The organism is Pannonibacter phragmitetus DSM 14782, from assembly GCF_000382365.1.
Taxonomy (GTDB): Bacteria; Pseudomonadota; Alphaproteobacteria; order Rhizobiales; family Stappiaceae; genus Pannonibacter; species Pannonibacter phragmitetus.
In genome coordinates, this window is record NZ_KB908215.1 from 24,344 (window position 1) to 44,646 (window position 20,303).

A 20,303-nucleotide genomic window follows, 5' to 3' on the forward strand; every position below is an offset into this window, starting at 1 on the left:
CCGCCGCAGCTTGCGCCACGGCGGTCTTTTTTCATGTCAGCCCGTACGCTGCAGCATTCAGCCGCGGGTGCGTTTGAGGTCCGGCGCCACGGCTTCCTCGATGAAGGCGGCAATCGCCTCGTCAAGGCTCATCGGCGTCTGGTTCTGCGAGCCGAGGCGGCGGACGTTGACCGTGCGCTCTTCCGACTCGCGCTTGCCGCAGACGAGGATGACCGGAACCTTGGCCAGCGAGTGCTCGCGGACCTTGTAGTTGATCTTCTCATTACGCAGGTCGAGATCGGCCCGGATGCCTGCCTTGCCCAGCGCCGCATGCACCTCGCGGGCGTAGTCATCCGCTTCCGAGGTGATGGTGGCAACCACGACCTGCTTGGGCGCAAGCCACAGCGGGAAGTGCCCGGCGAAGTTCTCGATGAGGATACCGAGGAAACGCTCCATCGAGCCGCAAATGGCGCGGTGGATCATCACCGGCGTCTTCTTCTCGCCGTCCTTGTCCACGTAGAAGGCGCCGAAGCGTTCCGGCAGGTTGAAGTCCACCTGCGTGGTGCCGCACTGCCATTCACGGCCGATGGCATCCTTCAGCGTGTATTCGAACTTCGGACCGTAGAAAGCGCCCTCGCCCGGCAGGATGCCGGTCTTGATGCGCCCGCCGGACTGCTCCTCGATCTGCTTCAGAACGCGGGTCATCACCTCTTCGGCGTGATCCCACAGCTCGTCCGAACCGACGCGCTTTTCCGGGCGGGTGGAGAGCTTGACGACGATCTCGTTGAAGCCGAAGTCCTCGTAGACCGACAGGATCAGATCGTTGATCTTGAGGCATTCGGCCGCCATCTGCTCTTCGGTGCAGAAGATGTGCGCATCGTCCTGCGTGAAGCCGCGCACGCGCATCAGCCCGTGCATGGCGCCCGAAGGCTCATAGCGGTGCACCACGCCGAACTCCGCCATGCGCAGCGGCAGGTCGCGGTAGCTCTTCAGGCCATGCTTGAAGATCTGCACGTGGCCGGGACAGTTCATCGGCTTCAGCGCGAAAATGCGCTCATCCTCGGCTTCCGGATCGGCGCACTGCACGGAGAACATGTTCTCCTTGTACCAGCCCCAGTGACCGGAGGTTTCCCACAGCGAGGTGTCGAGCACCTGCGGCGCATTCACCTCATCGTAGTCGCCGGACAGGCGGCGGCGCATGTAGGAGACAAGGCTCTGGAACAGGCTCCAGCCCTTGGCATGCCAGAACACGACGCCCGGGCCTTCTTCCTGGAAGTGGAACAGGTCCATTTCGCGGCCGAGCTTGCGGTGGTCACGCTTCTCCGCCTCTTCCAGCATGTGCAGATAGGCCTTCAGATCAGCCTCGTTTGCCCATGCAGTGGCGTAGATGCGGGTCAGCATCTCGTTGTTGCTGTCACCGCGCCAGTAAGCACCGGCCACCTTCATCAGCTTGAAGGCATCGCCGATCTGGCGGGTGGAGGCCATGTGCGGGCCACGGCAGAGGTCCAGCCACTGGCCCTGCTTGTAGATCTTCAGATCCTGACCTTCAGGAATCGCGTCCACCAGCTCGACCTTGTAGGTCTCGCCCTTGGCGGCAAAATAGCGCTTGGCTTCCTCGCGGGACCAGATTTCCTTGGTGAAAGCCGCACCGCGCGCGATGATCTCGCGCATCTTCTTCTCGATGACCGGCAGATCTTCGGGCGTGAAGGGCCAGTCCTCGCGGGTGTCCGGATGGACGCGCTTGAAGTCGTAATAGAAGCCGTTCTCGATCACCGGGCCGATGGTGACCTGCGTCCCCGGCCAGATCTCCTGCACCGCCTCGGCCATCACATGGGCCGCATCGTGGCGGATCAGCTCCAGGGCGCGCGGGTCCTCGCGGGTCACGATCTCGATGTGTGCATCGGCGGTGATGGCATCGGAAAGATCGCGCAACTCGCCATCAAGGGTCATCGCCACGGCCTTTTTGGCCAGCGACTTGGAAATGCCCTCGGCAACGGCCGCACCGGTGGTGCCAGCCTCATAGGAGCGCACGGAATTGTCGGGGAAAGTCAGATTGATCATCAGTCATCTCCTGCTCACTCCTGCAGACGAGGCAGGTAAGCTTTTGTGTTTTTCGACTGCGCCTGAATAAGGGATTTACGCTTGAGGGACAACCTCTGCAGTGCTGCCAACTGCCTGGGCTTCACGTCCAACACGGACAAAAACGAACGGGCTGGACCTTGCGGTCCAGCCCGTCGCAGCGGTTTCGTCCATTGGTGCAGCAGATCAGGCTGCTCTGAGTGTCCGCAAGAATTGTGTCACTTCCTGCTCGAGCGTGCGGGACTGGCCAGACAGTGTGCTGGAAAGGCCCATCAGCTGAGTAGACGCAGCACCAGTCATTTCAGCAGCAGTGCCAACACCCGAGATATTCTGTGTCACCTCATTGGCACCAGACGCTGCCCGGTTGATGTTCGTAGCAATTTCGACTGTTGCGGCTCCTTGCTGCTCGACAGCTGCCGAGATTGCCTGTGCCGCGTCTTGAATGGTGCTGATGGTGCTGACGATCTGAGAAATCGAGTCCACGGTCGTCCGGGTCGCAGCCTGAATTTCCGTGATCTTGCCTGAAATCTCTTCCGTTGCTTTGGCGGTCTGGCTTGCCAGTCCCTTGACCTCGGCGGCCACAACGGCGAAGCCCTTGCCTGCCTCACCGGCGCGCGCGGCCTCGATGGTCGCATTCAGCGCCAAGAGGTTGGTCTGCTCTGCGATCGTCGTGATCAGTTCGACCACCTCGCCAATCTTCTGCGCAGCATCGGAAAGAGAGTTCACGTGGCGGCTCGTCATCTCGGCCGTATTGGCTGCTTCCCTGGAGATCGCCGCCGACCTATCCACCTGAGAGGAGATCTCGTTGATGGAGGCCGAAAGTTCCTCGGCACCGGCCGCAACAGTTTGAACATTGGTCGAAGCTTCTTCCGCCGCTCCAGAGACAGCCTGGGCCTGCCGGGACGTCTCCTCAGCATTAGCAGACAGTCCCTCAGCCGCACCGGCAACTTCACCTGAAGCACGGACAAGAGACTGAACCAATTGCCCCATTGTCGCCTCGAACTGATCAGCCATCGCGCGGCGCTCGTTGATGATGCGCTGAGCATTCTGAGCTTCAATCTCGACCTGCTCCGCACGAAGACGCTCGTTCTCCCTCAGGCTGTCGCGGAATTTCTCCAGCGTGCCGGCCATGTCGCCAAGCTCGTTCTTGCGGCCGGTGCAAGGGATTGCAGCAGCAAAGTCCCCGCCTGCGATCCGGCTCATGGCGCCAGATATCCCGACGATATTGCGGGTAACATTGGCAACAATGTAATAGATGTAGGACAGGCCAATGAGACCAGCGATGGAAGCGGTTACCGCAAAGACCCAGAAGGACTTGGCATAAGTTTCTTCACTCTGAGCAACAGAAGCAGCCGATCCACGCTGATTGATATCGATCAGCTTTATCAGATCACCAGACAGCTTATCGAATGAGGCGCGCATCTCACCGCGAAGAACATTTGCTGCCTCTTCATTTTTATTTTGCCTGGACAGATTGATCACATCGTCACTGCGCTTCAGATAAGAAGCCCAATCAGTTTTGAACTCATCGTAAATCTTCTGCTCCTCGGGCGATGAGATCAACTTCTCATAGTCCCTGGAGCTATTTGCGATAGCGGTTCTGATGCCATCAAGAGATGTCTCGGCAGACCTCATCGAGGCCTCATCGAGAGAGGTGATGTGCTCGGCCTGATAAATCCGGAAATCTGACGTCGCAGTGTTGATGCTGTTGACCACAGCCACACTTGGAAGCCAGTTTCGGCCCAGGTCTTCGGTACTGTCGTTCAGCGTCGCCAGCCCGGACAAACCAGCCCAAACCAGAGCCGCCACGGCTGCGAGCAGTCCCGCCGTGAATGAGATCAAGAGCGTCTTCAAGCTCATTTTTACACCCCAAGTAAAATAACCTAGAGTAAACTGTCGTCAAAACGTTAAAGACCACTGAATTTCATCGCATTTGAAATATTAACTATTCTTAACCGGCGATCTTATGGTTTATTTTCTTAAAAGTGCAACGCAGAATATACGCCGAAATAAAGTAAAATTAACGAAATCAACCACAGATTACTACTCACCAGCTTTGCGCATGTCATTTTTAACAATATTCTGAGGAATCTTCCCGCAAGCTAAGTGCTAGTACGTACTATTTTTTCCAGACCAGCGCCCGTAGCGCCAGGGCAGATACCAGCGGGCGGCAGGGTTCAGCGCTTCCGGTACAGGATCATAGCCGGAGGCTCCCAGCGGATTGCAGCGCAGGATGCGGGAGAGGCCCAGCCAGCCGCCGCCCCAGAAGCCGAAACGGCGGATCGCTTCGCTCGTATAATCGGAGCACGTCGGCGCATAACGGCAGCCACGCCCCATGAACATCGAAAGCGTATGCCGGTAGACCCAGATCAGGCCAAGAGCGGCGTGCGCTGCGGGAGACAGGCGGCGGGGCGGTGCTGCGGCAGATGAAAGCCCGGTCCCCGTTCCTGTCTCATGACCCTTCTTTTGCGCCGCCTCGCTGCATTTACCGCACATCACATAACTCCGCCCCCCCGATCAGGCAGCTGGGGTCTTTGCCTCGATCTGGTCGAGAGCATCCACAACGGCATCAAAAGTCAGCAGCGTGGACGCATGGCGCGCCTTGTAGTCGCGCACAGGCTCCAGAAAGCGGAACTCCTCGAACCTGCCTTCCGGCGGCAGGCCGTTTTCCTTCAGCATGGCTGTTACGGTCCGGCGCAGCTCCCGCAGCTCCTGCGGCGTGCAGCCGATGATGTGCCGGGCCATCAGCGAGGACGCGGCCTGCCCGAGGGCGCAGGCCTTCACGTCATGGGCAAACTCGCTCACCTTGCCATCGCGCACCACCAGATCGATGGTCACGGTCGAGCCGCAGAGCCGGGAATGTGCCTTGGCGCTGGCATCGGGTGCATCAAGCCGGCCAAGGTGCGGAATGTTCCCCGCCAGCTCAAGGATGCGCGTGTTATAGATGTCATCAAGCATGGGTGCCATATCCTCATGACAGCAGTCCGGGTCTGGATGCAGGCATCTGGCGGCAGAAGCCGGGTGCCTGCAAAAGACGGAATCGGACCACTGGGCGCTTTGCGGCGCGGGTCTTCTTCCTATATAGAGCAAGACTTGCTTCTGTTCAGCCCCGGGCTGAAAGCGCAGAAGCGGGTGTGAAAGGTTTGCGGCAAGTTTCCCCTGCCGTGATCCGGAGCGGTCAAGGCAACGTAAGATCGACTGTTCATCCACTGTCTCAAGGATCAAACCAATGGACGCCATCTTGAAGCCTGCTGACGAAAAGGCCCCACGCCGCGCACCGCACGAGATTGCGCGTCCGAGCCGCGAGCAAGCCGAGGCCGCTGTCCGTACCCTCCTTGCCTATATCGGCGAAGATCCGGAGCGCGAGGGCCTGCTCGACACGCCCAAGCGCGTTGTAAAGTCCTTTGCCGAACTCTACAGCGGCTATGCCGAAGACCCGAAGGCGCATCTGGAGCGCACCTTTGAGGATGTGGGCGGCTACGAGGACATGATCATGGTCCGGGGCATCCCGTTCCATTCCCATTGCGAGCATCACATGCTGCCGTTCATCGGCAAGGCTTACATCGCCTATTACCCGTCCGGCGGTGTGGTTGGCCTGTCCAAGCTCGCCCGTGTCGTCGATATCTATGCCAACCGGCTTCAGACGCAGGAAAACTTGACCTCGCAGATCGTCTCCTCCATTGACGAGCATCTGGCGCCGCGCGGCATCGCGGTGATGCTCGAGGCCGAGCATCAGTGCATGACCATGCGCGGCGTGCAGAAGGCGGGCGTGACCACGATCACAACCCAGTTCACCGGTGTCTTCCAGGACGATCCGGCCGAACAGGCCCGCTTCATGACCTTCATTCGCGGCGGAGACCGTTAATCTCCGCCCACCCCGGCGGAGAGTAGACGTGAGCAAGACCGGATTTGATCCGCGCGGATCAAAAAGCGACATCGAGAACGGTCTGTCGTTCCAGCCCAAATTTGACGAAAACGGCCTGATCGCCGCCGTGGTAACCGATGCCACGCGCGGCGATCTGCTTATGGTCGGCTACATGAATGCCGAAAGCCTGCGCCGCACCATCGACACGGGCGAAGCCTGGTACTGGAGCCGCTCGCGGCAGGAGTACTGGAAGAAGGGCGGCACCTCGGGCCAGGTGCAGAAGGTGCGCGAGATCCGCACCGATTGCGATCAGGACGCCATCTGGCTGATCGTGGATGTGGAAGGCAACGGCGCCACTTGCCACACCGGCTACCGCTCCTGCTTCCACCGCGCCCTCACCCGCCACGGCGATGGCTCCGTCTCCCTGCGCCTGATGGAAGACCACAAGGTCTATGATCCTGCAGATGTCTACGGCCACTCCGGCTGCGGGCATAATCACGGATAGCTTGCGCAAAGCGCGCGCATGGAAGCTGACGCAGGGGCTTTTCCGGTCCTTGCGCAAATCCTTTCTCCGGCATGTCCTGATGCCGCAAATCACGTCTTTGACCTTCTGCTCCGGCGCGGGCACACTGCGCGCCGGATCGAGCCTTGCAAGAGGCAAACCGACTGAAAAAACTCCTGGGAGGATGGAATGACTGCAGGTACACCCGGCTTCTCGACGCTGGCCATTCATGCGGGCGCACAGCCCGATCCGGCCACCGGCGCGCGCGTGACGCCGATCTATCAGACGGCCTCTTTCGTCTTCAACGACGTGGATCATGCCGCCTCGCTCTTCGGCCTTCAGGCCTTTGGCAACATCTACACCCGCATCACCAACCCGACGACCGCCGTTCTGGAAGAGCGCGTTGCAGCCCTTGAGGGGGGCACCGCAGCGCTGGCCGTGGCCTCCGGCCATGCGGCCCAGCTTCTCGCCTTCCACACGATCATGACGCCGGGCGACAGCATCGTAGCCTCCACCAAGCTCTATGGCGGCTCGATCAACCAGCTCAACCACTCCTTCAAGAGCTTCGGCTGGAACGTCATCTGGGCCGACCCGTCTGATCTGGCCGCCTTCGAAGCCGCCGTTGACGGCACCACCAAGGCCATCTTCATCGAGAGCCTTGCCAACCCGGGCGGCATCGTCACCGACATTGCAGGCATCTCGGCCATTGCCAAGAAGAAAGGCGTGCCGCTCATCGTCGACAACACGCTGGCAACTCCCTACCTCTGCCGTCCGATCGAGCATGGCGCGGATGTGGTGCTGCACTCGCTGACCAAGTTCATGGGCGGCCACGGCAATTCCATGGGCGGCGTCATCGTGGATGCGGGCACGTTCAACTGGTCGGCCAGCGGGCGCTATCCGCTGCTGTCCACACCGCGTCCGGAATATCAGGGCATGGTGCTGCACGAGACCTTTGGCAACTTCGCCTTCGCCATCGCCTGCCGCGTGCTTGGCCTGCGCGACCTTGGCCCCGCCATCTCGCCCTTCAATGCCTTCATGATCCTGACCGGCATCGAAACCCTGCCGCTGCGCATGCAGCGCCACTGCGACAATGCGCTGAAGGTGGCCGAATTCCTGTCGAACCATCCGAAGGTGGCCTGGGTGTCCTATGCTGCCCTGCCGGGCGATGCGGGCCATGCGCTGCAGCAGAAATACTGCCCGAAGGGCGCAGGCGCCGTCTTCACCTTCGGTGTCAAGGGCGGCTATGACGCGGGCGTTGCGCTGGTGTCCGGTGTGGAGCTGTTCTCGCACCTTGCCAACATCGGCGACACCCGCAGCCTGATCATCCACCCGGCCTCCACCACCCACCGCCAGCTTTCCGACGAGCAGAAGACCCGCGCCGGCGCCGGCCCGGATGTGGTGCGCCTGTCCATCGGCATCGAGGACGCAAGTGACATCATCGCCGACCTCGAGCAAGCCCTCGCCAAGCTGCCGGGTTGAGGCTGGTTAAGGCATGAATTTAAAACCCCGCCGGATCGCTCCGGCGGGGTTTTCATGACCAAGCCACAGTTTTCGCCACGGACTTCTCCCCACCCTCCGTCATGCCATGACTTGATCATGGCATCCATGCCGCAGCTTAACGGCACAGGCGGCGGAGAGAGAATGGCCGGTATTCAAGGCCTGCAATGCATGCCCCCCACGGGGTGGATGCCATGATCAAGTCATGGCATGACGAAAACGGTTGTGTCGTTGCCCACTTTCCTCTTCGCAAAGGGAGGGAGATGCGAAAGAGCAGGCCCGTATTCCAAACCCAGCACAGCCGCAAGCCATCCATCCCCACAGACGTCTCCCCACCCACCGTCATGCCATGACTTGATCATGGCATCCATGCCGCAGCTTTCCGGCATGCGCAGCGGAGAGAGAATGGCCGGTATTCAAGGCCTGCAATGCATGACCCCCCACGGGGTGGATGCCATGATCAAGTCATGGCATGATGAAAACGGTTGTGTCGTTGCCCACTTTCCTCTTCGCGAAAGAGGAGGCCTGTCCACGCCCCGCCGGTTTGCTCCGGCGGGGATTTTGTTTTTGAAAAGAAACACTTGGGCGGAAAAGGTGCGGGGCTGATTCAGCTGCTTCGCACCTTGATTCAAACAAACTGATTCAACTGCGGAACGGTGCCTCGCCCTTCAGGCGGACGAGATATTCCACCGAAAGGCCCAGCACGATCACCGCCATGGCCTGATGGGTCAGCGCCACATCCAGCTTCACATGCAGCAGCAGGGTGGCGATGCCGATGGCGGCCTGCAGCAGCACGGCAAGGCCGAGCAGGAGAGCGGTGCCGCGCAGGCCCTTGTGGGCATTGGTGCGCAGCGTCATCACCACAAGCGCCACCACGGCCAGCACCAGCACATAGGCGCCCAGACGGTGCTGGAACTGCACGGTCATGACGTTCTCGAAGACGTTCCGCCAGGCCGGGTCCATGGCAAGCAGCCCTGCCGGGATGATCTGCCCGTCCATCAACGGCCAGGTGTTGAAGGTGAGGCCCGCATTCAGTCCGGCAACGAGGCCGCCAAGGAAGATCTGCACAAGGACCAGACCAAGCACCACCCGCCCAAAGCGGGACAGCCTGCCGCCCTCCTGAGGCGTTGCTTCCGTGTGCGGCGCAAGCCTGCGCGCGAGCCAGAAGATATAGGCAAAGATGATGCAGGCGAGCGTGAGATGGACGGCAAGCCGGTACTGGCTGACATCCGTGCGCTCCACGAGGCCGGAGGCCACCATCCACCAGCCGACGGCGCCCTGCAGGCCGCCAAGCGCCAGCCCCAGCACCAGCCAGGGCTTCAGCCAGCCCTCGATGCGGCCCGTGGCCCAGAAGAAGACCAGCGGCAGCGCAAAGGCCACGCCGATGAAGCGGCCCAGCTGCCGGTGTGCCCATTCCCACCAGAAGATGAACTGGAACTCTTCAAGGCTCATCCCCTTGTTGATGAGCTGATACTGGGGGATCTGCCGGTACTTGTCGAGTTCCTCCAGCCATTCCGCTTCGCTGAGCGGCGGGATCATGCCATGAATGGGCTTCCATTCGGTGATCGACAGGCCCGACTCGGTCAGCCGCGTGGCGCCGCCGACAACGACCATGGCGAGGATCAGAAGGCAGATGCCATAGAGCCAGAAGCGGATCTGGGTGCGGTGGCGCGCGGCCATCTGCGGGGTCTGGGCAAGGGTTGAAACCATCTGTGAGGTGGACATGTCGCCTTCCGGATTTGACCTTTGACCGCTTGGGATATAGGTCCGCCCTGAGGAGAGCAAGCTGCGGCGTGCGGGGTTTCCCTTATTGCGACATTGCGACGCTGCCCGCAATCGCTGCAAGGATCACACAGGTGCAGGCCAAGGAGAGACCGGTTCATGCCTTCATTGCGGAAATTCATCGGCATGGTGCTGCTGGTGATCTTTGTTGTCGTCTATGCGCTCACCGCCATGGTCATCGGCGACATGACGCTGCAGCAGTCGTCCAACACGGTGCGGATGATCTATTTTGTCATTGCCGGTCTGGTCTGGGTCATTCCGGCAGGCGCGATCATCTGGTGGATGGAGCGCGGCGGGAAAAAGCGCGGCTGACCTGCCGGAACGCCCGGTAGAGGGCAAAAGGCGCGCCGGTCAGATATTCGTCGATCACTTCCGGCCCCTGAAAATGCCCGTTGAGCGAGACGCGCGGCAGCAGCATGGGCTGACGCGCGTGAATGGACTTGAGCACGCCCGGAACAGTCGTCACCCCTGCCCTGAGGCCAGCCCCTGCGGCCAGTGCCGCCTCGCGCAGGCCTGCGGTCTCCGCTCCGCCATAGGGATAGGCCATGAAGGCGGGCCTGCGGCCCAGTTCATCCTCGATCCGCTTGATTCCCCGGCGGATATCGCTCTCGGCCTCCGCTTCCGGCAGGCGGGCCAATGCGTGGTGATCATGCGTATGGGCGCCGATGCTCACCAGAGGATCACGTGCCAGACTGCGCGCTTCGTTCCAGCTCAGCATCTCCTCATCGGCCAGTGCCCTGAGATCAAAGCCGTTCAGCGCACAAAGCTCGCGCACCATGGCCCGCTGGCCGGTTTCGTCCAGTTCTTCTGTCAGAAGCTGGACAATCGCTGCATAACAGGCCTGCTTCTCCTCCAGCGTGGCGCAGGGAATGAGCGAGGCCTCCCCTCTCGCGGCAAAATTCAGCACGTCCTGAGCGGCAATCATCCGCTCCAGCGCGATCCACCAGAGCTCCGAGGTCCGGTCAAGAAAGCCCGACGTCAGGAACAGGGTGAAGGGAACCCCCATCTGCCTGAGCAGCGGATAGGCGACCGTCAGATTGTCCCGGTAGCCGTCGTCAAAGCTCAGCACAGCGTAGCGCTCCTGCCCGAAGCAGAGCTTCAGCCGGTCGACGGCCTCTTCCATTGAAACGAACTTGTAGCCGCGAGAGCGGACACGCTCGATCACCTGAGCGAGAAATTCCGGCGTGATTTCAAGATGACGGTTCGGCTGGAACGGGTCCTGACTGGCCGGACGCACCCGGTGAAGGGTGAAGATCAGGCCACAACCCTGAGTGAACGGGGCAAGCACATGGCCAAGCCTGCTGCGGCGAAGCAGCCAGAACCCTGTATCGAATAGCTGCCGCCGCTGGCTCATTCCCGTTGCCGTTCTCCCGGCCGCTTCGGCCTTCCGGCCCTTGGTACACTTTTTTCAGCCTTTGGTGCAATGCTACGGCTCAGGCAACATGACGCAGACAGAAGGCCGATGGGCATGCACCGGTCAGCCGGAACAGCAGCAAGATCCATTGACCGGACGGAGTTCCCCACCTCTCCGGCTGCACCATCGCTTGCGCCCGCAAGTTCTCCAGCCGTGACCCATCTTGAAAGCCTCGGAGAAGCCCGCAGCCGCTGGCTGCAGCTCCAGGCGGGAGGGATCTACAGCCACTATCAGCGTTTCGACTGGCTTGAGGCCTGGCATGTGCATGTGGGCAGCGCTCTGGGCGTCAGGCCCCTGATCATCATCAGCGAAGACGCCTCAGGGCCTGCGATGATCCTTCCACTGGCTCTCAACAGGCGCGGCGGAGCCACGGTGCTGGAATGGATGGGCTGGCAGCAGGGCAACCAGAATACAGGCCTGTGGCGGGCCGATGTCTATGCCGCCGCTGATCCGCTTGAGCTGTCCCGCTTGCTGCTGCAGGCGGCAAGGGAGGCCGGTGCCAGTCTGGTTGACCTGCGCAACATTCCCCTCACCTGGGAGGGCCGCCCGCACCCGCTCGCCCACCAGGGTACGCCTGCAAAGGATGCTGTCTTCCGTGGCGCGGTGGCAGAGCCTTTCGCAATGCTGCGGACGCGCCTGCAGTCCAAGGACAGCCGCAAGAAGGACGCGCGCAAGCAAAAGGCGCTGGAAGCCCTTCCCGGCTTTGCCGTCCGCACGCTGGAGACGGCCGCAGAGATCGAGGCAGGGCTCGACACCCTGATCAATCAGCGGCAGGAACGCGCCCGGCAGACCGGCATCCCGAGCGGCTTTTCCGCCCCCGGCCAGCGGGCCTTTCTGCGCAAACTGCTGCTGGAAGGGGCGAACAAACCCTTCCCGGCGCTGCAGATCAAGGTGCTGGAGGCAGAAGGCGAGGTTCTTGCGGCCTATCTTTCAGGCCTTTCCGGAAGCACATGCTACGCCTATGCCAACAGCATCGGCACCGGCAGCCATGCCCAGTTCAGTCCCGGCATCGTTCTTCTCTCAAGCCTCATTGCGGCGTGCTGCGAGGATCCGGGCATCCGGACACTCGACCTCGGGCTTGGAGACGAGCGCTACAAGCACCCCTGGACCCAGCCAGAACCGCTCAGCGATCTTGTTCTGGCGGCGGACATGCGCGGGCGCTTGATCAGGCAGGTTCTGGATATCCGGCGCACGGTGGTGAGACGGCTGCGTCAAACCCCTGCGCTTTGGGCCGGCGTCCGGGCTGTCCGGCGGTTTGCAGCTGCGCTCCGCCGCCTGAAGGGATGAAGGCCTACGGCCGCATTGCATCCCAGAGGGGCGTATCAGGCAGCAGCTTCCCCGGTCCCCTTGCGCCGGCGGATACGCTTCACCCGCACGTCGGCATCCGTCTGCGAGGCGATCAGATCCAGCCGTTCAGCCAGAATGCGCGGCTGAATGTCCGCCGGGACCGTCACCACCACCTCCTCGGCAAAGCCAAGCATATGGGCAGCAGCCGCCGTTTCAGTGAATTTGCCGAGATCAACAACGATCCGGTCATAGGTGGCGTCGATGGCGTCCAGCACCAGCGGAAAACGCTCGTCGACAACATCATCGCTCAAGGCCGGACGGCCCGCCTCGATGATATGCGCCCGTGATCCGGCATCACGGTAAATCACGGACGAGAAAGACGCCTTGCCGAAGACCAGATCGGCAAAGCCGGGCGCTGCGCCGGGATCTTCGCTCTCGGGAAAAACCTCGACCAGCAGCGCGCGCTCATCTTCATGGCCCGCCAGATCCCGGACCAGCCGGAAGGCAAAGTCATGAGACAGTTCCGCATCCGTCAGCGCAACAACGGCGACACGGCGCGGCGCTGTTTCGCCGGCTTCATCCTCAGGGGCAGCGTCTGCCCCGCCCATCACGGGCGTTGCGGCAAGGGATGCTGCACTGGCGGCGGCACGCAGGCTGCCAGCAACCTCAGCCTGACGGGACACCTCGGCTTCAGCCGCTTCGGCCTCACCGTCCTGGCCTTCGTCATCCGGCAGAAAGCGCAACAGCCGCTCATCTGAACCGGTTTCAGCAAAACGGTCTTCGTCCTGCTCTTCTGCGGTCATCCTCTCCTGAGCTTCTTCGGCAGGGTCCGTCTCCGGCTGCTTGCCCTGACGCCGGTCTTCCACCCGAAGGTCTTCCGCCTGAAGGTCTTCCGGGTCCGCTTCAGGGCCACGCAGGATGACGGGCGCCGTGTAGGCTTCGGCCTCGTTGACAGGCTTCAGCGCGTCACCGGAGAGAAACTCACGCAGGATGACAATCGCGCAGCCCAGCAGGAAGGTGGCGAGGGCCGAGATGAAGGTGAACAGCCCGATCTTCGGCGAATAGGGCTCGATGGGCACCCCTGCCCGCGAAATCACGCGGGCGTCGGCCGGTAAGGTCTCTGCATTACGGCCCGTATCCGCGTTGCGATAGCTCGCCATGAGCGCGTCCAGCTGCACCGCACGCGCGTCAGCCTCGCGCTCCAGCTCGCGCAGGCGCACCTGATCTGCGCTTGAGCGCGCAGCTTCGGCCTTGAGCTCTTCGACCCGGCTCTTCAGGGCTGCGGCCTGCTGCTTTGCCACAGCCGCGTCATTTTCCAGTCCGGTCAGGATCTTGCGCGCCTCGGAACGGATCTGCGCGTCATAGTCAGCGAGCTGCGACGTCAGGGCACGGATCTGCGGATGGCCGGGCAGAAGCGTCGTGGACAGTTCGGCAACCCGCGACTGGATTTCCACCTGCCGTTCCCGCAAACGCTGGATCAGGCCTGAATTGAGCACCTCGCTCGCCCCTTCCAGCGAGCCGCCGGTTTCCAGCAGCCTGCGCAGCTGCGCGGCCTTGGCCGCCGCCTCGGCTTCAGCAGCCTGTGCGGAAGACTGCTGGGAGCTGATCTCGGACAGCTGAAGTTCGTTGAGCGTCCGGTCGCCGGCGCCGGTCAGGAGGTCCGCCTTTGCGCGGAAGTCTTCCACGGCCTTGCGTGCGGTCTGCACCTCTTGCGTCAGACGGCGGATCTGCGGCTCCAATGCGGAGGCTGCAGCGGCGCGGCTTTCCCGCTTGGCGGAGGACTGCATCTGCAGATACTCGTCCACCACGGCATTGGCAATTTCAGCTGCCAGAACCGCGCTCTTGGCGGAATACTCGACCGCGATCACCCGCGAGCCTTCCACACGGTAGACGTCAAGATTGCGGGCAAAATGGCGGAGCAGACGCTCTTCGGCCGAAATGCGCGACGGGCTGGGAGACAGGCCGATGCTGATCATCAGCTGCTGCAAGGTTCCGGCCTGCGTTTCGGCCTTGAACTCGGGCACGGCTGCCAGGTTCATCCGCTGCGAAACACGGCGGGCAAGGTCGACGGAAGTCAGAAGCTGTACCTGACTGGCGACGCCCTGGCTGTCCAGCAGTGCGCGCTCGTCCTCCGCCCCGCGGGCAGCGCCGGGAAACAGGGCATCGGCCGTCTCGATCAGGACCCGCGCCTCGCCCTTGAACTTTTCGGGTACGAACTGCAAACCGGCAAAGACAAGCGCCGCCACAATCAGCGTCAGCGGCAACAGCCAGCGTAAGGACCGGGCAATAGCACGCAGCAGGCCGCCGAGATCCAGCGCCATATCCTGCGGCTGATAGATGTCCTTCGACCCGCCCATGCACCTCACTCCACACTTGTTAGAGCGACAATGGCAAAACATGGTAAGTGAACCATTAAGCAATCCCATTTCCAGTTTAAATGGAAATTAACCTTTATAAATGAACGTTAAATACCACTCCGGGCCAGCTATACGTTCACGCGCCATTAACCACGTTTTGCGAATGTGCCTCTGTGTCAGCCTGGAGTAAGTCATGTACGCGCGCCTGTTCGCAGCCTTTGCCATCGCCCTCACCCTTGCGGGGTGCAGCGGCTACAAGCGCCCGCCGTCTGCCTTTCACGAAATCCTGACCCAGCCCTACCGGCTCGACTCCAGCGACCGCCTGCGCATCATCGTCTTTGGCCAGAATGACCTGTCCAACACCTATGTGGTTGATCAGGCTGGTTATATTTCCATGCCCCTGATCGGCTCCGTTCCTGCACGCGGCAAGACACAGCAGGAGCTTGCCAAGGCCATCGAAGCCTCGCTGCGCAAGGGCTTCCTGCGCGATCCGAATGTGTCGGTTGAGGTTGACCAGTACCGCCCGATCTTCGTCATGGGCGAAGTGCAGGCTGCCGGCCAATACGCCTATGTTCCCGGAATGACCGTTCAGAACGCCATAGCAACCGCCGGCGGCTTCTCCGCCCGCGCAGAACAGGCCAGCGCGGATCTGACGCGTCAGATCAATGGCGAAATCCTCAATGGCCGCGTTCCCATTACCGATCCCGTACGTCCGGGCGACACAATCCATGTCCGCGAAAGATTGTTCTGAGGCGGGTGCGGATTAACCTGGAAATCATCCCTTTGATCTAGTTTGCTTCCTGTCCACACGAGAGTTCCGTAAAGAGAGCCCGTGTGAGGTCAGGGAGTTTCAGATGAATTCGCAGCCGCTGCGGATTGTGCATTGCCTCCGGTCTCCGATCGGGGGAACGATCCGGCATATTCACGATCTGGCCAAAGCCCAGGCCGCAGCAGGCCACGAAGTTGGGCTCGTTTGCGATTCCTCCACAGGCTCTGCCTTCGACCTTGCCATTCTCGACAAGCTTCGCCCGCATCTTGCGCTCGGTGTCACCCGTTTTGCCATGCGCCGGCACCTCACCATTCAGGACATCGCTGCTGCAGCCCGTCTCTATGGCAGCGTGCGCGCGCTTGCACCGGATGTGCTGCATGGGCATGGCGCAAAGGGCGGAGCCTATGTGCGCCTGATCGGCTCTCTGCTGCGCGGGCGCAAGCAGCGCCCCGTGCGGGTCTACTCGCCGCATGGCGGCAGCCTCCACTACGATCCGAACAGGTGCGAAGGGCGGATCTATCACGCCATTGAGCGCCTGCAGAACCGCTTCACCGATGGGTTGCTGTTCGTCGCCGACTACGAAAAGGCCGCCTATGAAAGCAAGATCGGCGCCCTGCGTGTCCCCTCACGGGTTGTCTACAATGGCCTGCTCAGCGAAGACTTCGAGCCGGTCGCCCAGCAGGCCAATGCCGCGGACTTTGTCTATGTCGGCATGCTCCGCCAGCTCAAGGGCACGGACCTGTTCATAGATGCCATCTACGACCTGACACTGCAGACCGGACGCAAGATCAGCGCCGTCATCGCTGGGGAAGGCCCGCAACGAGCCGAATTTGAGGCAAGAGCCGCTCAACTGGGCCTGGCGGATTGCATCACCTTCACAGGCGCCCTGCCCGCGCGCCGCGCCTTTGCCATGGGCCGCTGCGTCGTTGTGCCCTCGCGCGCAGAGGCCATGCCCTATGTGGTTCTGGAGGCCATCGGCGCGGGCATGCCCATCGTCGCGACACGGGTCGGCGGCATTCCCGAGATCTTTGGCGTTCATGCAGACCGCCTCGTCGATTCCGGCAGCAGCAGCCGCCTTGCCAGCGCCATGCGCGCGGTCATGGCCAGTCCGGAGCGGGCCCGCGCCCAGACCGCAGAAGTGCGGCAAAGCATTATGAGCACCTTCACCGCTGCGCGGATGGGGGAGCTTGTCATTTCTTTTTATCATCAATTACTTGGCATTCCTGCTGTGACAGGCACGGAAGCCACTTCCTCCCTCGCCCAAAGCGCTTCGCTTTTGGCGGGATCGAGCAAGCAGGGATCATAATGACGACCGATTCCAAGACTCCCCCCATTTCCCAAGCCCTGACGGCTCCTTTGGAAGGGCCGGCAAAAGCCACAGACGACGCCGAGAGCCTGCGTAAGCGGCTTTCGGAAGAGCTACGCCGTTCAACTTCCACCGGAGACGGCAGCCGGTCCGGCGGCGGCCCGGGCACCGCGCTTTCGCCTGCGGCCGAAGAAATCGCCCGCGGCCTTCGCAGTGACGGCATCTCCCAGCCGGTGCTCGAAGGCTCGGTCCGGTTGCTCGATGTCATCATCGTCGCTGCAACGGGCTTTGCCAGCCTCAGTTTCTCCGGCACGCCCTTCACCGCGCTGACGTTCGGCGCCGTCGCGGCCGCGCTCTTCTTCACCCTTGCCTTCTTTCAGGGCTTTGATGCCTATCAGGTCCGCGTCCTGCGCTCGGGCCTTGCCCAGACCGGACGTATTGCCGGTGGCTGGACGCTGGTCCTGGCGATGTTCGCCATCACCTTCGTAACGACCGACCTGCCGCGCCACATCGCGCCGCAGGCCGCCGGTCTCTGGTATGCTTCGGGCCTGTTTGGACTGGTTGTCAGCCGCCTTATCCTGTCGCGGCTGGTCAGCTCCTGGATCCGCTCAGGCCGGCTTGAACGGCGCGCGGTCATCGTCGGGGGCGGACAGGCCGCCGCTGATCTTATCCATGAGCTGGAAAGCCAGAGCGGCAATGACATCCGCATTTGCGGCATCTTTGACGACCGCGCCAATGACCGTTCGCCGGAAGTGGTGGCCGGGTATCCGAAACTGGGCAACATCGATGCACTGGTGGAATTTGGCCGCCGCGCCCGCATCGACATGCTGATCGTCTGCATTCCGCTGCGCGCCGAAAAGCGCGTCCTTGAGCTTCTGCGCAAGCTCTGGGTGCTGCCCATCGACATCCGCCTTTCCGCTCATACGGACAAGATGCGCTTCCGCAACCGCGCCTCCTCCTTCATCGGGGCGGTGCCTTTCGTTGATGTGGTCGAAAAGCCCATCACAGACTGGGACATGGTGGCCAAGCGGGTCTTCGACGTGGTGGTGGCAAGCCTTGCCATCATTGCCCTGTCGCCGGTGATGCTGGCAACCGCCATCGCCATCAAGCTCGACAGCCGCGGCCCGGTGCTGTTCCGCCAGAAGCGCTACGGCTTCAACAACGAGATCATCGACGTGCTGAAATTCCGCTCGATGTTCCATGACATGGCCGACCCCGCCGCAAAGAAGGTGGTGACCAAGGGCGACCCGCGCGTCACCAAGGTGGGCCGCTTCATCCGCCGCTCGTCCATCGACGAGCTGCCGCAGCTCTTCAACGTGCTGGCAGGCACCCTCTCCCTCGTCGGCCCGCGTCCGCATGCGGTCAATGCCCACACCAATGACCAGACGTGGGATGAGGTGGTCTACGGCTACTTCGCCCGCCACAAGGTGAAGCCGGGCGTCACCGGCTGGGCCCAGATCAACGGCTGGCGCGGTGAGGTGGATACGCCGGAGAAGATCCAGAAGCGTGTCGAGTTCGATCTTTATTACATCGAGAACTGGTCCATCTTCTTCGACATCAAGATTCTCGCGCTGACCCCTATCCGACTGCTGAACACGGAGAACGCCTATTGAGCACCGGGGCCGCCATTGCGGGACAACAGGGCAGCGGCCGCAGGCTGCTGATCCCTGTGTCACGCATCAGCGCGGCGGCCCTGTGGGTGGCAGTGTTCCTCGGCGGCTTTGTGATCCAGGAACCCGCGCCTTACGAGCTGTTCATGGCCGGGCTTCTGGTGCTGTGGCTTCTGTTCGGGCTGCGCCTGCGGCCTGAGTTCGGCCCGCTGACGGTGCTTCTCATCCTCTTCATGGCCGGCGGCACCATGGCGGTGCCCTTTGCCCGCGATGTGCCCACCGCAGCCATGTACATGGCCGTCTCCGGCTTTCTGGCCGCAACGGCGATCTTCTATGCAGCCGTTGTCAGCGCCGACCCCGGCAGGCTGTTCCTCATCGAGCGGGCCTATGTTGCAAGCGCGCTGCTCTGCGCCTCCATAGGCATTGCCGCCTATTTCCGGCTGTTCCCCGGCAGCGAATTCTTCACGCTCTACGGCCGCGCCCGGGGTACCTTTGCCGACCCCAATGTCTTCGGCCCGTTCCTGGTGCTGCCCGCGGTGCTGCTGGTTCACCGGCTGCTGACGCGCGGCCTGTTCTCAAGCCCTGCCGCCTTGCTGATTCTGCCCGTGCTGGTGCTGGGCATCTTCCTCAGCTTCTCGCGCGGCGCCTGGGGCCTCCTGGCCCTGTCCGGCATCATCGTCTACCTGCTCAGTCTCATCCATGAGCGCCGCCCCCGGGAACGGCTGCGGCTGGTGCTGGTGGGCGCGGGCGGGCTTGCCGCCGTGCTGCTGCTTCTTGCTGCCGCCCTGTCCATAGACAGCGTCGCCGCCATGTTCAGCGAGCGGGCAAGACTCGTGCAGGACTATGACGGCGCCCGTCTCGGCCGCTTTGCCCGCTATGGCATGGGCTTCGAGATGGTGATGGAACGCCCCTTTGGTCTCGGACCGCTGGAGTTCAACAAGTATTTTCCCGAGGACGAGCACAACGTCTATCTGAAGGCCTTCACCTCCTATGGCTGGCTCGGCGGCGTGGTCTATCCGCTGCTGGTGATCTGGACGGTTGCCGCTCTCGTGCCCCTGCTCTTCCAGCACAGGCACTGGACAGGCTTTGCCCACTGCGTCTTTGCGGTGCTCGTGGGCCATGCCTTGATGAGCGTGATCATCGATATCGACCACTGGCGCCACTATTTCCTGCTGCTCGGCCTCGCCTGGGGCCTCATCGCCATCCACAAGCTTGAGCAAAAACAGCGGACTGTGGATTTGAATGCAAGGCAAGTCTTGCGCCGGGCAAAGGAAGCGGATAGAGAGAGCCCTGTCGTCGGGCAGTAGCGCAGCCTGGTAGCGCACTTGACTGGGGGTCAAGGGGTCGTCGGTTCGAATCCGGCCTGCCCGACCACTTAAAGCCGAAAGCTCCACGGAGCATGGCAAGTGGCACCGGCGACATTTTTCCTGACATTGTGAGATGACGGATGGGCTCTGCAACTCGCCAGGCGTCTCATTTTCGTCATGGCATGACTTGATCATGCCATCCATGCCGTGACCTCTCATCCCGCTCCGGACAAGCGTTTCGCCGCCCTACTCGACGCGTAAGCCGTGCGGAGAGGCAAGGGAATGGATGCCATGATCAAGTCATGGCAGGACGGAGTGTGGGGCGGATTTTGCGGCAAACTCGCTGGCACCCCGGTGGATGCAACATCAACGCCGTGCCCATCCCGCTCGTCTCAGCCCCTCTCCTGTCCCCTCAACCCATCCATTTTCGTCATGGCATGACTTGATCATGCCATCCATGCCGTGACCTCTCATCCCGATCCGGACAAGCGTTTCGCTGCCCTACTCGATGTGAAAACCGTGCGGATAGGCAAGGGAATGGGTGCCATG

The 20,303-nt window shown here is 61.9% G+C and carries 17 protein-coding genes and 1 tRNA gene; 11 read left to right on the forward strand and 7 right to left on the reverse strand.

Features of this window, described 5'->3' with window-relative positions:
• Positions 1-57: 57 nt before the first annotated feature.
• From thrS to H163_RS0100185, 4 genes are all read right to left on the reverse strand, one after another.
• Complete coding sequence (gene thrS, locus H163_RS0100170) at positions 58-2,040, reverse strand: threonine--tRNA ligase (RefSeq protein WP_019962509.1); 1,983 nt, start codon at positions 2,038-2,040, stop codon at positions 58-60.
• 204 nt (positions 2,041-2,244) lie between these two features.
• The gene (locus tag H163_RS0100175; protein WP_019962510.1) at positions 2,245-3,918 is read right to left on the reverse strand and encodes a methyl-accepting chemotaxis protein; all 1,674 of its coding nucleotides are present in this window, start codon (positions 3,916-3,918) and stop codon (positions 2,245-2,247) included.
• Positions 3,919-4,167: 249 nt separating this feature from the next.
• The gene (gene yidD / locus H163_RS21830) at positions 4,168-4,554 is read right to left on the reverse strand and encodes a membrane protein insertion efficiency factor YidD (protein ID WP_081625926.1); all 387 of its coding nucleotides are present in this window, start codon (positions 4,552-4,554) and stop codon (positions 4,168-4,170) included.
• Between the two features lie 21 nt (positions 4,555-4,575).
• Positions 4,576-5,016: an iron-sulfur cluster assembly scaffold protein gene (locus tag H163_RS0100185; protein ID WP_019962512.1), complete on the reverse strand. Its 441-nt coding sequence runs from the start codon at positions 5,014-5,016 to the stop codon at positions 4,576-4,578.
• 271 nt (positions 5,017-5,287) lie between these two features.
• On the opposite strand from H163_RS0100185, the gene folE reads away from it, so the two are divergent.
• The 4 genes from folE (at position 5,288) to H163_RS24220 (ending at position 8,528) form a co-directional block, all read left to right on the forward strand.
• Entirely contained in the window at positions 5,288-5,923 is a 636-nt protein-coding gene (gene folE, locus H163_RS0100190) for a GTP cyclohydrolase I FolE (protein ID WP_019962513.1), read from the forward strand.
• 28 nt (positions 5,924-5,951) lie between these two features.
• Positions 5,952-6,428: a phosphoribosyl-AMP cyclohydrolase gene (hisI, locus tag H163_RS0100195; protein WP_019962514.1), complete on the forward strand. Its 477-nt coding sequence runs from the start codon at positions 5,952-5,954 to the stop codon at positions 6,426-6,428.
• 186 nt (positions 6,429-6,614) lie between these two features.
• Complete coding sequence (locus H163_RS0100200) at positions 6,615-7,904, forward strand: O-acetylhomoserine aminocarboxypropyltransferase (protein ID WP_019962515.1); 1,290 nt, start codon at positions 6,615-6,617, stop codon at positions 7,902-7,904.
• Positions 7,905-8,282: 378 nt separating this feature from the next.
• Positions 8,283-8,528 (forward strand): hypothetical protein, encoded by a 246-nt coding sequence (locus tag H163_RS24220; protein ID WP_147290404.1) that lies wholly within the window; start codon positions 8,283-8,285, stop codon positions 8,526-8,528.
• Positions 8,529-8,564: 36 nt separating this feature from the next.
• Here the strand turns inward: H163_RS24220 and H163_RS0100205 are convergent, their stop codons facing one another.
• Positions 8,565-9,647 (reverse strand): COX15/CtaA family protein, encoded by a 1,083-nt coding sequence (locus H163_RS0100205; RefSeq protein WP_019962516.1) that lies wholly within the window; start codon positions 9,645-9,647, stop codon positions 8,565-8,567.
• A gap of 156 nt (positions 9,648-9,803) precedes the next feature.
• On the opposite strand from H163_RS0100205, the gene H163_RS0100210 reads away from it, so the two are divergent.
• Positions 9,804-10,016: a DUF2842 domain-containing protein gene (locus tag H163_RS0100210; protein WP_026355277.1), complete on the forward strand. Its 213-nt coding sequence runs from the start codon at positions 9,804-9,806 to the stop codon at positions 10,014-10,016.
• Here H163_RS0100210 and H163_RS0100215 read toward each other — a convergent pair.
• Entirely contained in the window at positions 9,976-11,058 is a 1,083-nt protein-coding gene (locus H163_RS0100215; RefSeq protein ID WP_019962518.1) for a polysaccharide deacetylase family protein, read from the reverse strand. The genes H163_RS0100210 and H163_RS0100215 overlap by 41 nt on opposite strands.
• A 213-nt stretch (positions 11,059-11,271) precedes the next feature.
• Between H163_RS0100215 and H163_RS0100220 the strand changes: the two genes are divergently transcribed.
• A complete protein-coding gene (locus H163_RS0100220; protein ID WP_019962519.1) occupies positions 11,272-12,405 on the forward strand; it encodes a GNAT family N-acetyltransferase in 1,134 nt (377 codons plus the stop codon).
• Between the two features lie 35 nt (positions 12,406-12,440).
• On the opposite strand, the gene H163_RS24555 is transcribed toward H163_RS0100220, so the two are convergent.
• Entirely contained in the window at positions 12,441-14,762 is a 2,322-nt protein-coding gene (locus H163_RS24555) for a GumC family protein (protein WP_019962520.1), read from the reverse strand.
• Between the two features lie 193 nt (positions 14,763-14,955).
• On the opposite strand from H163_RS24555, the gene H163_RS0100230 reads away from it, so the two are divergent.
• From H163_RS0100230 to H163_RS0100250, 5 genes are all read left to right on the forward strand, one after another.
• Positions 14,956-15,513 carry a polysaccharide biosynthesis/export family protein gene (locus H163_RS0100230; protein ID WP_019962521.1) on the forward strand — a complete coding sequence of 186 codons (558 nt, stop codon included), beginning with the start codon at positions 14,956-14,958 and terminating at the stop codon, positions 15,511-15,513.
• 103 nt (positions 15,514-15,616) lie between these two features.
• On the forward strand, positions 15,617-16,837 hold the full coding sequence (locus H163_RS21835; protein ID WP_019962522.1) for a glycosyltransferase family 4 protein: 1,221 nt from the start codon (positions 15,617-15,619) through the stop codon (positions 16,835-16,837).
• Positions 16,837-18,450 (forward strand): undecaprenyl-phosphate glucose phosphotransferase, encoded by a 1,614-nt coding sequence (locus H163_RS0100240; protein WP_081625928.1) that lies wholly within the window; start codon positions 16,837-16,839, stop codon positions 18,448-18,450. The genes H163_RS21835 and H163_RS0100240 overlap by 1 nt, the downstream gene beginning before the upstream one ends.
• Positions 18,447-19,754, forward strand: coding sequence for an O-antigen ligase family protein (locus H163_RS23855; RefSeq protein WP_026355278.1), 1,308 nt, complete (start codon positions 18,447-18,449; stop codon positions 19,752-19,754). Before H163_RS0100240 ends, H163_RS23855 begins: the two co-directional genes overlap by 4 nt.
• Positions 19,745-19,821, forward strand: a tRNA-Pro gene (locus H163_RS0100250). The genes H163_RS23855 and H163_RS0100250 overlap by 10 nt, the downstream gene beginning before the upstream one ends.
• Positions 19,822-20,303: the final 482 nt, after the last annotated feature.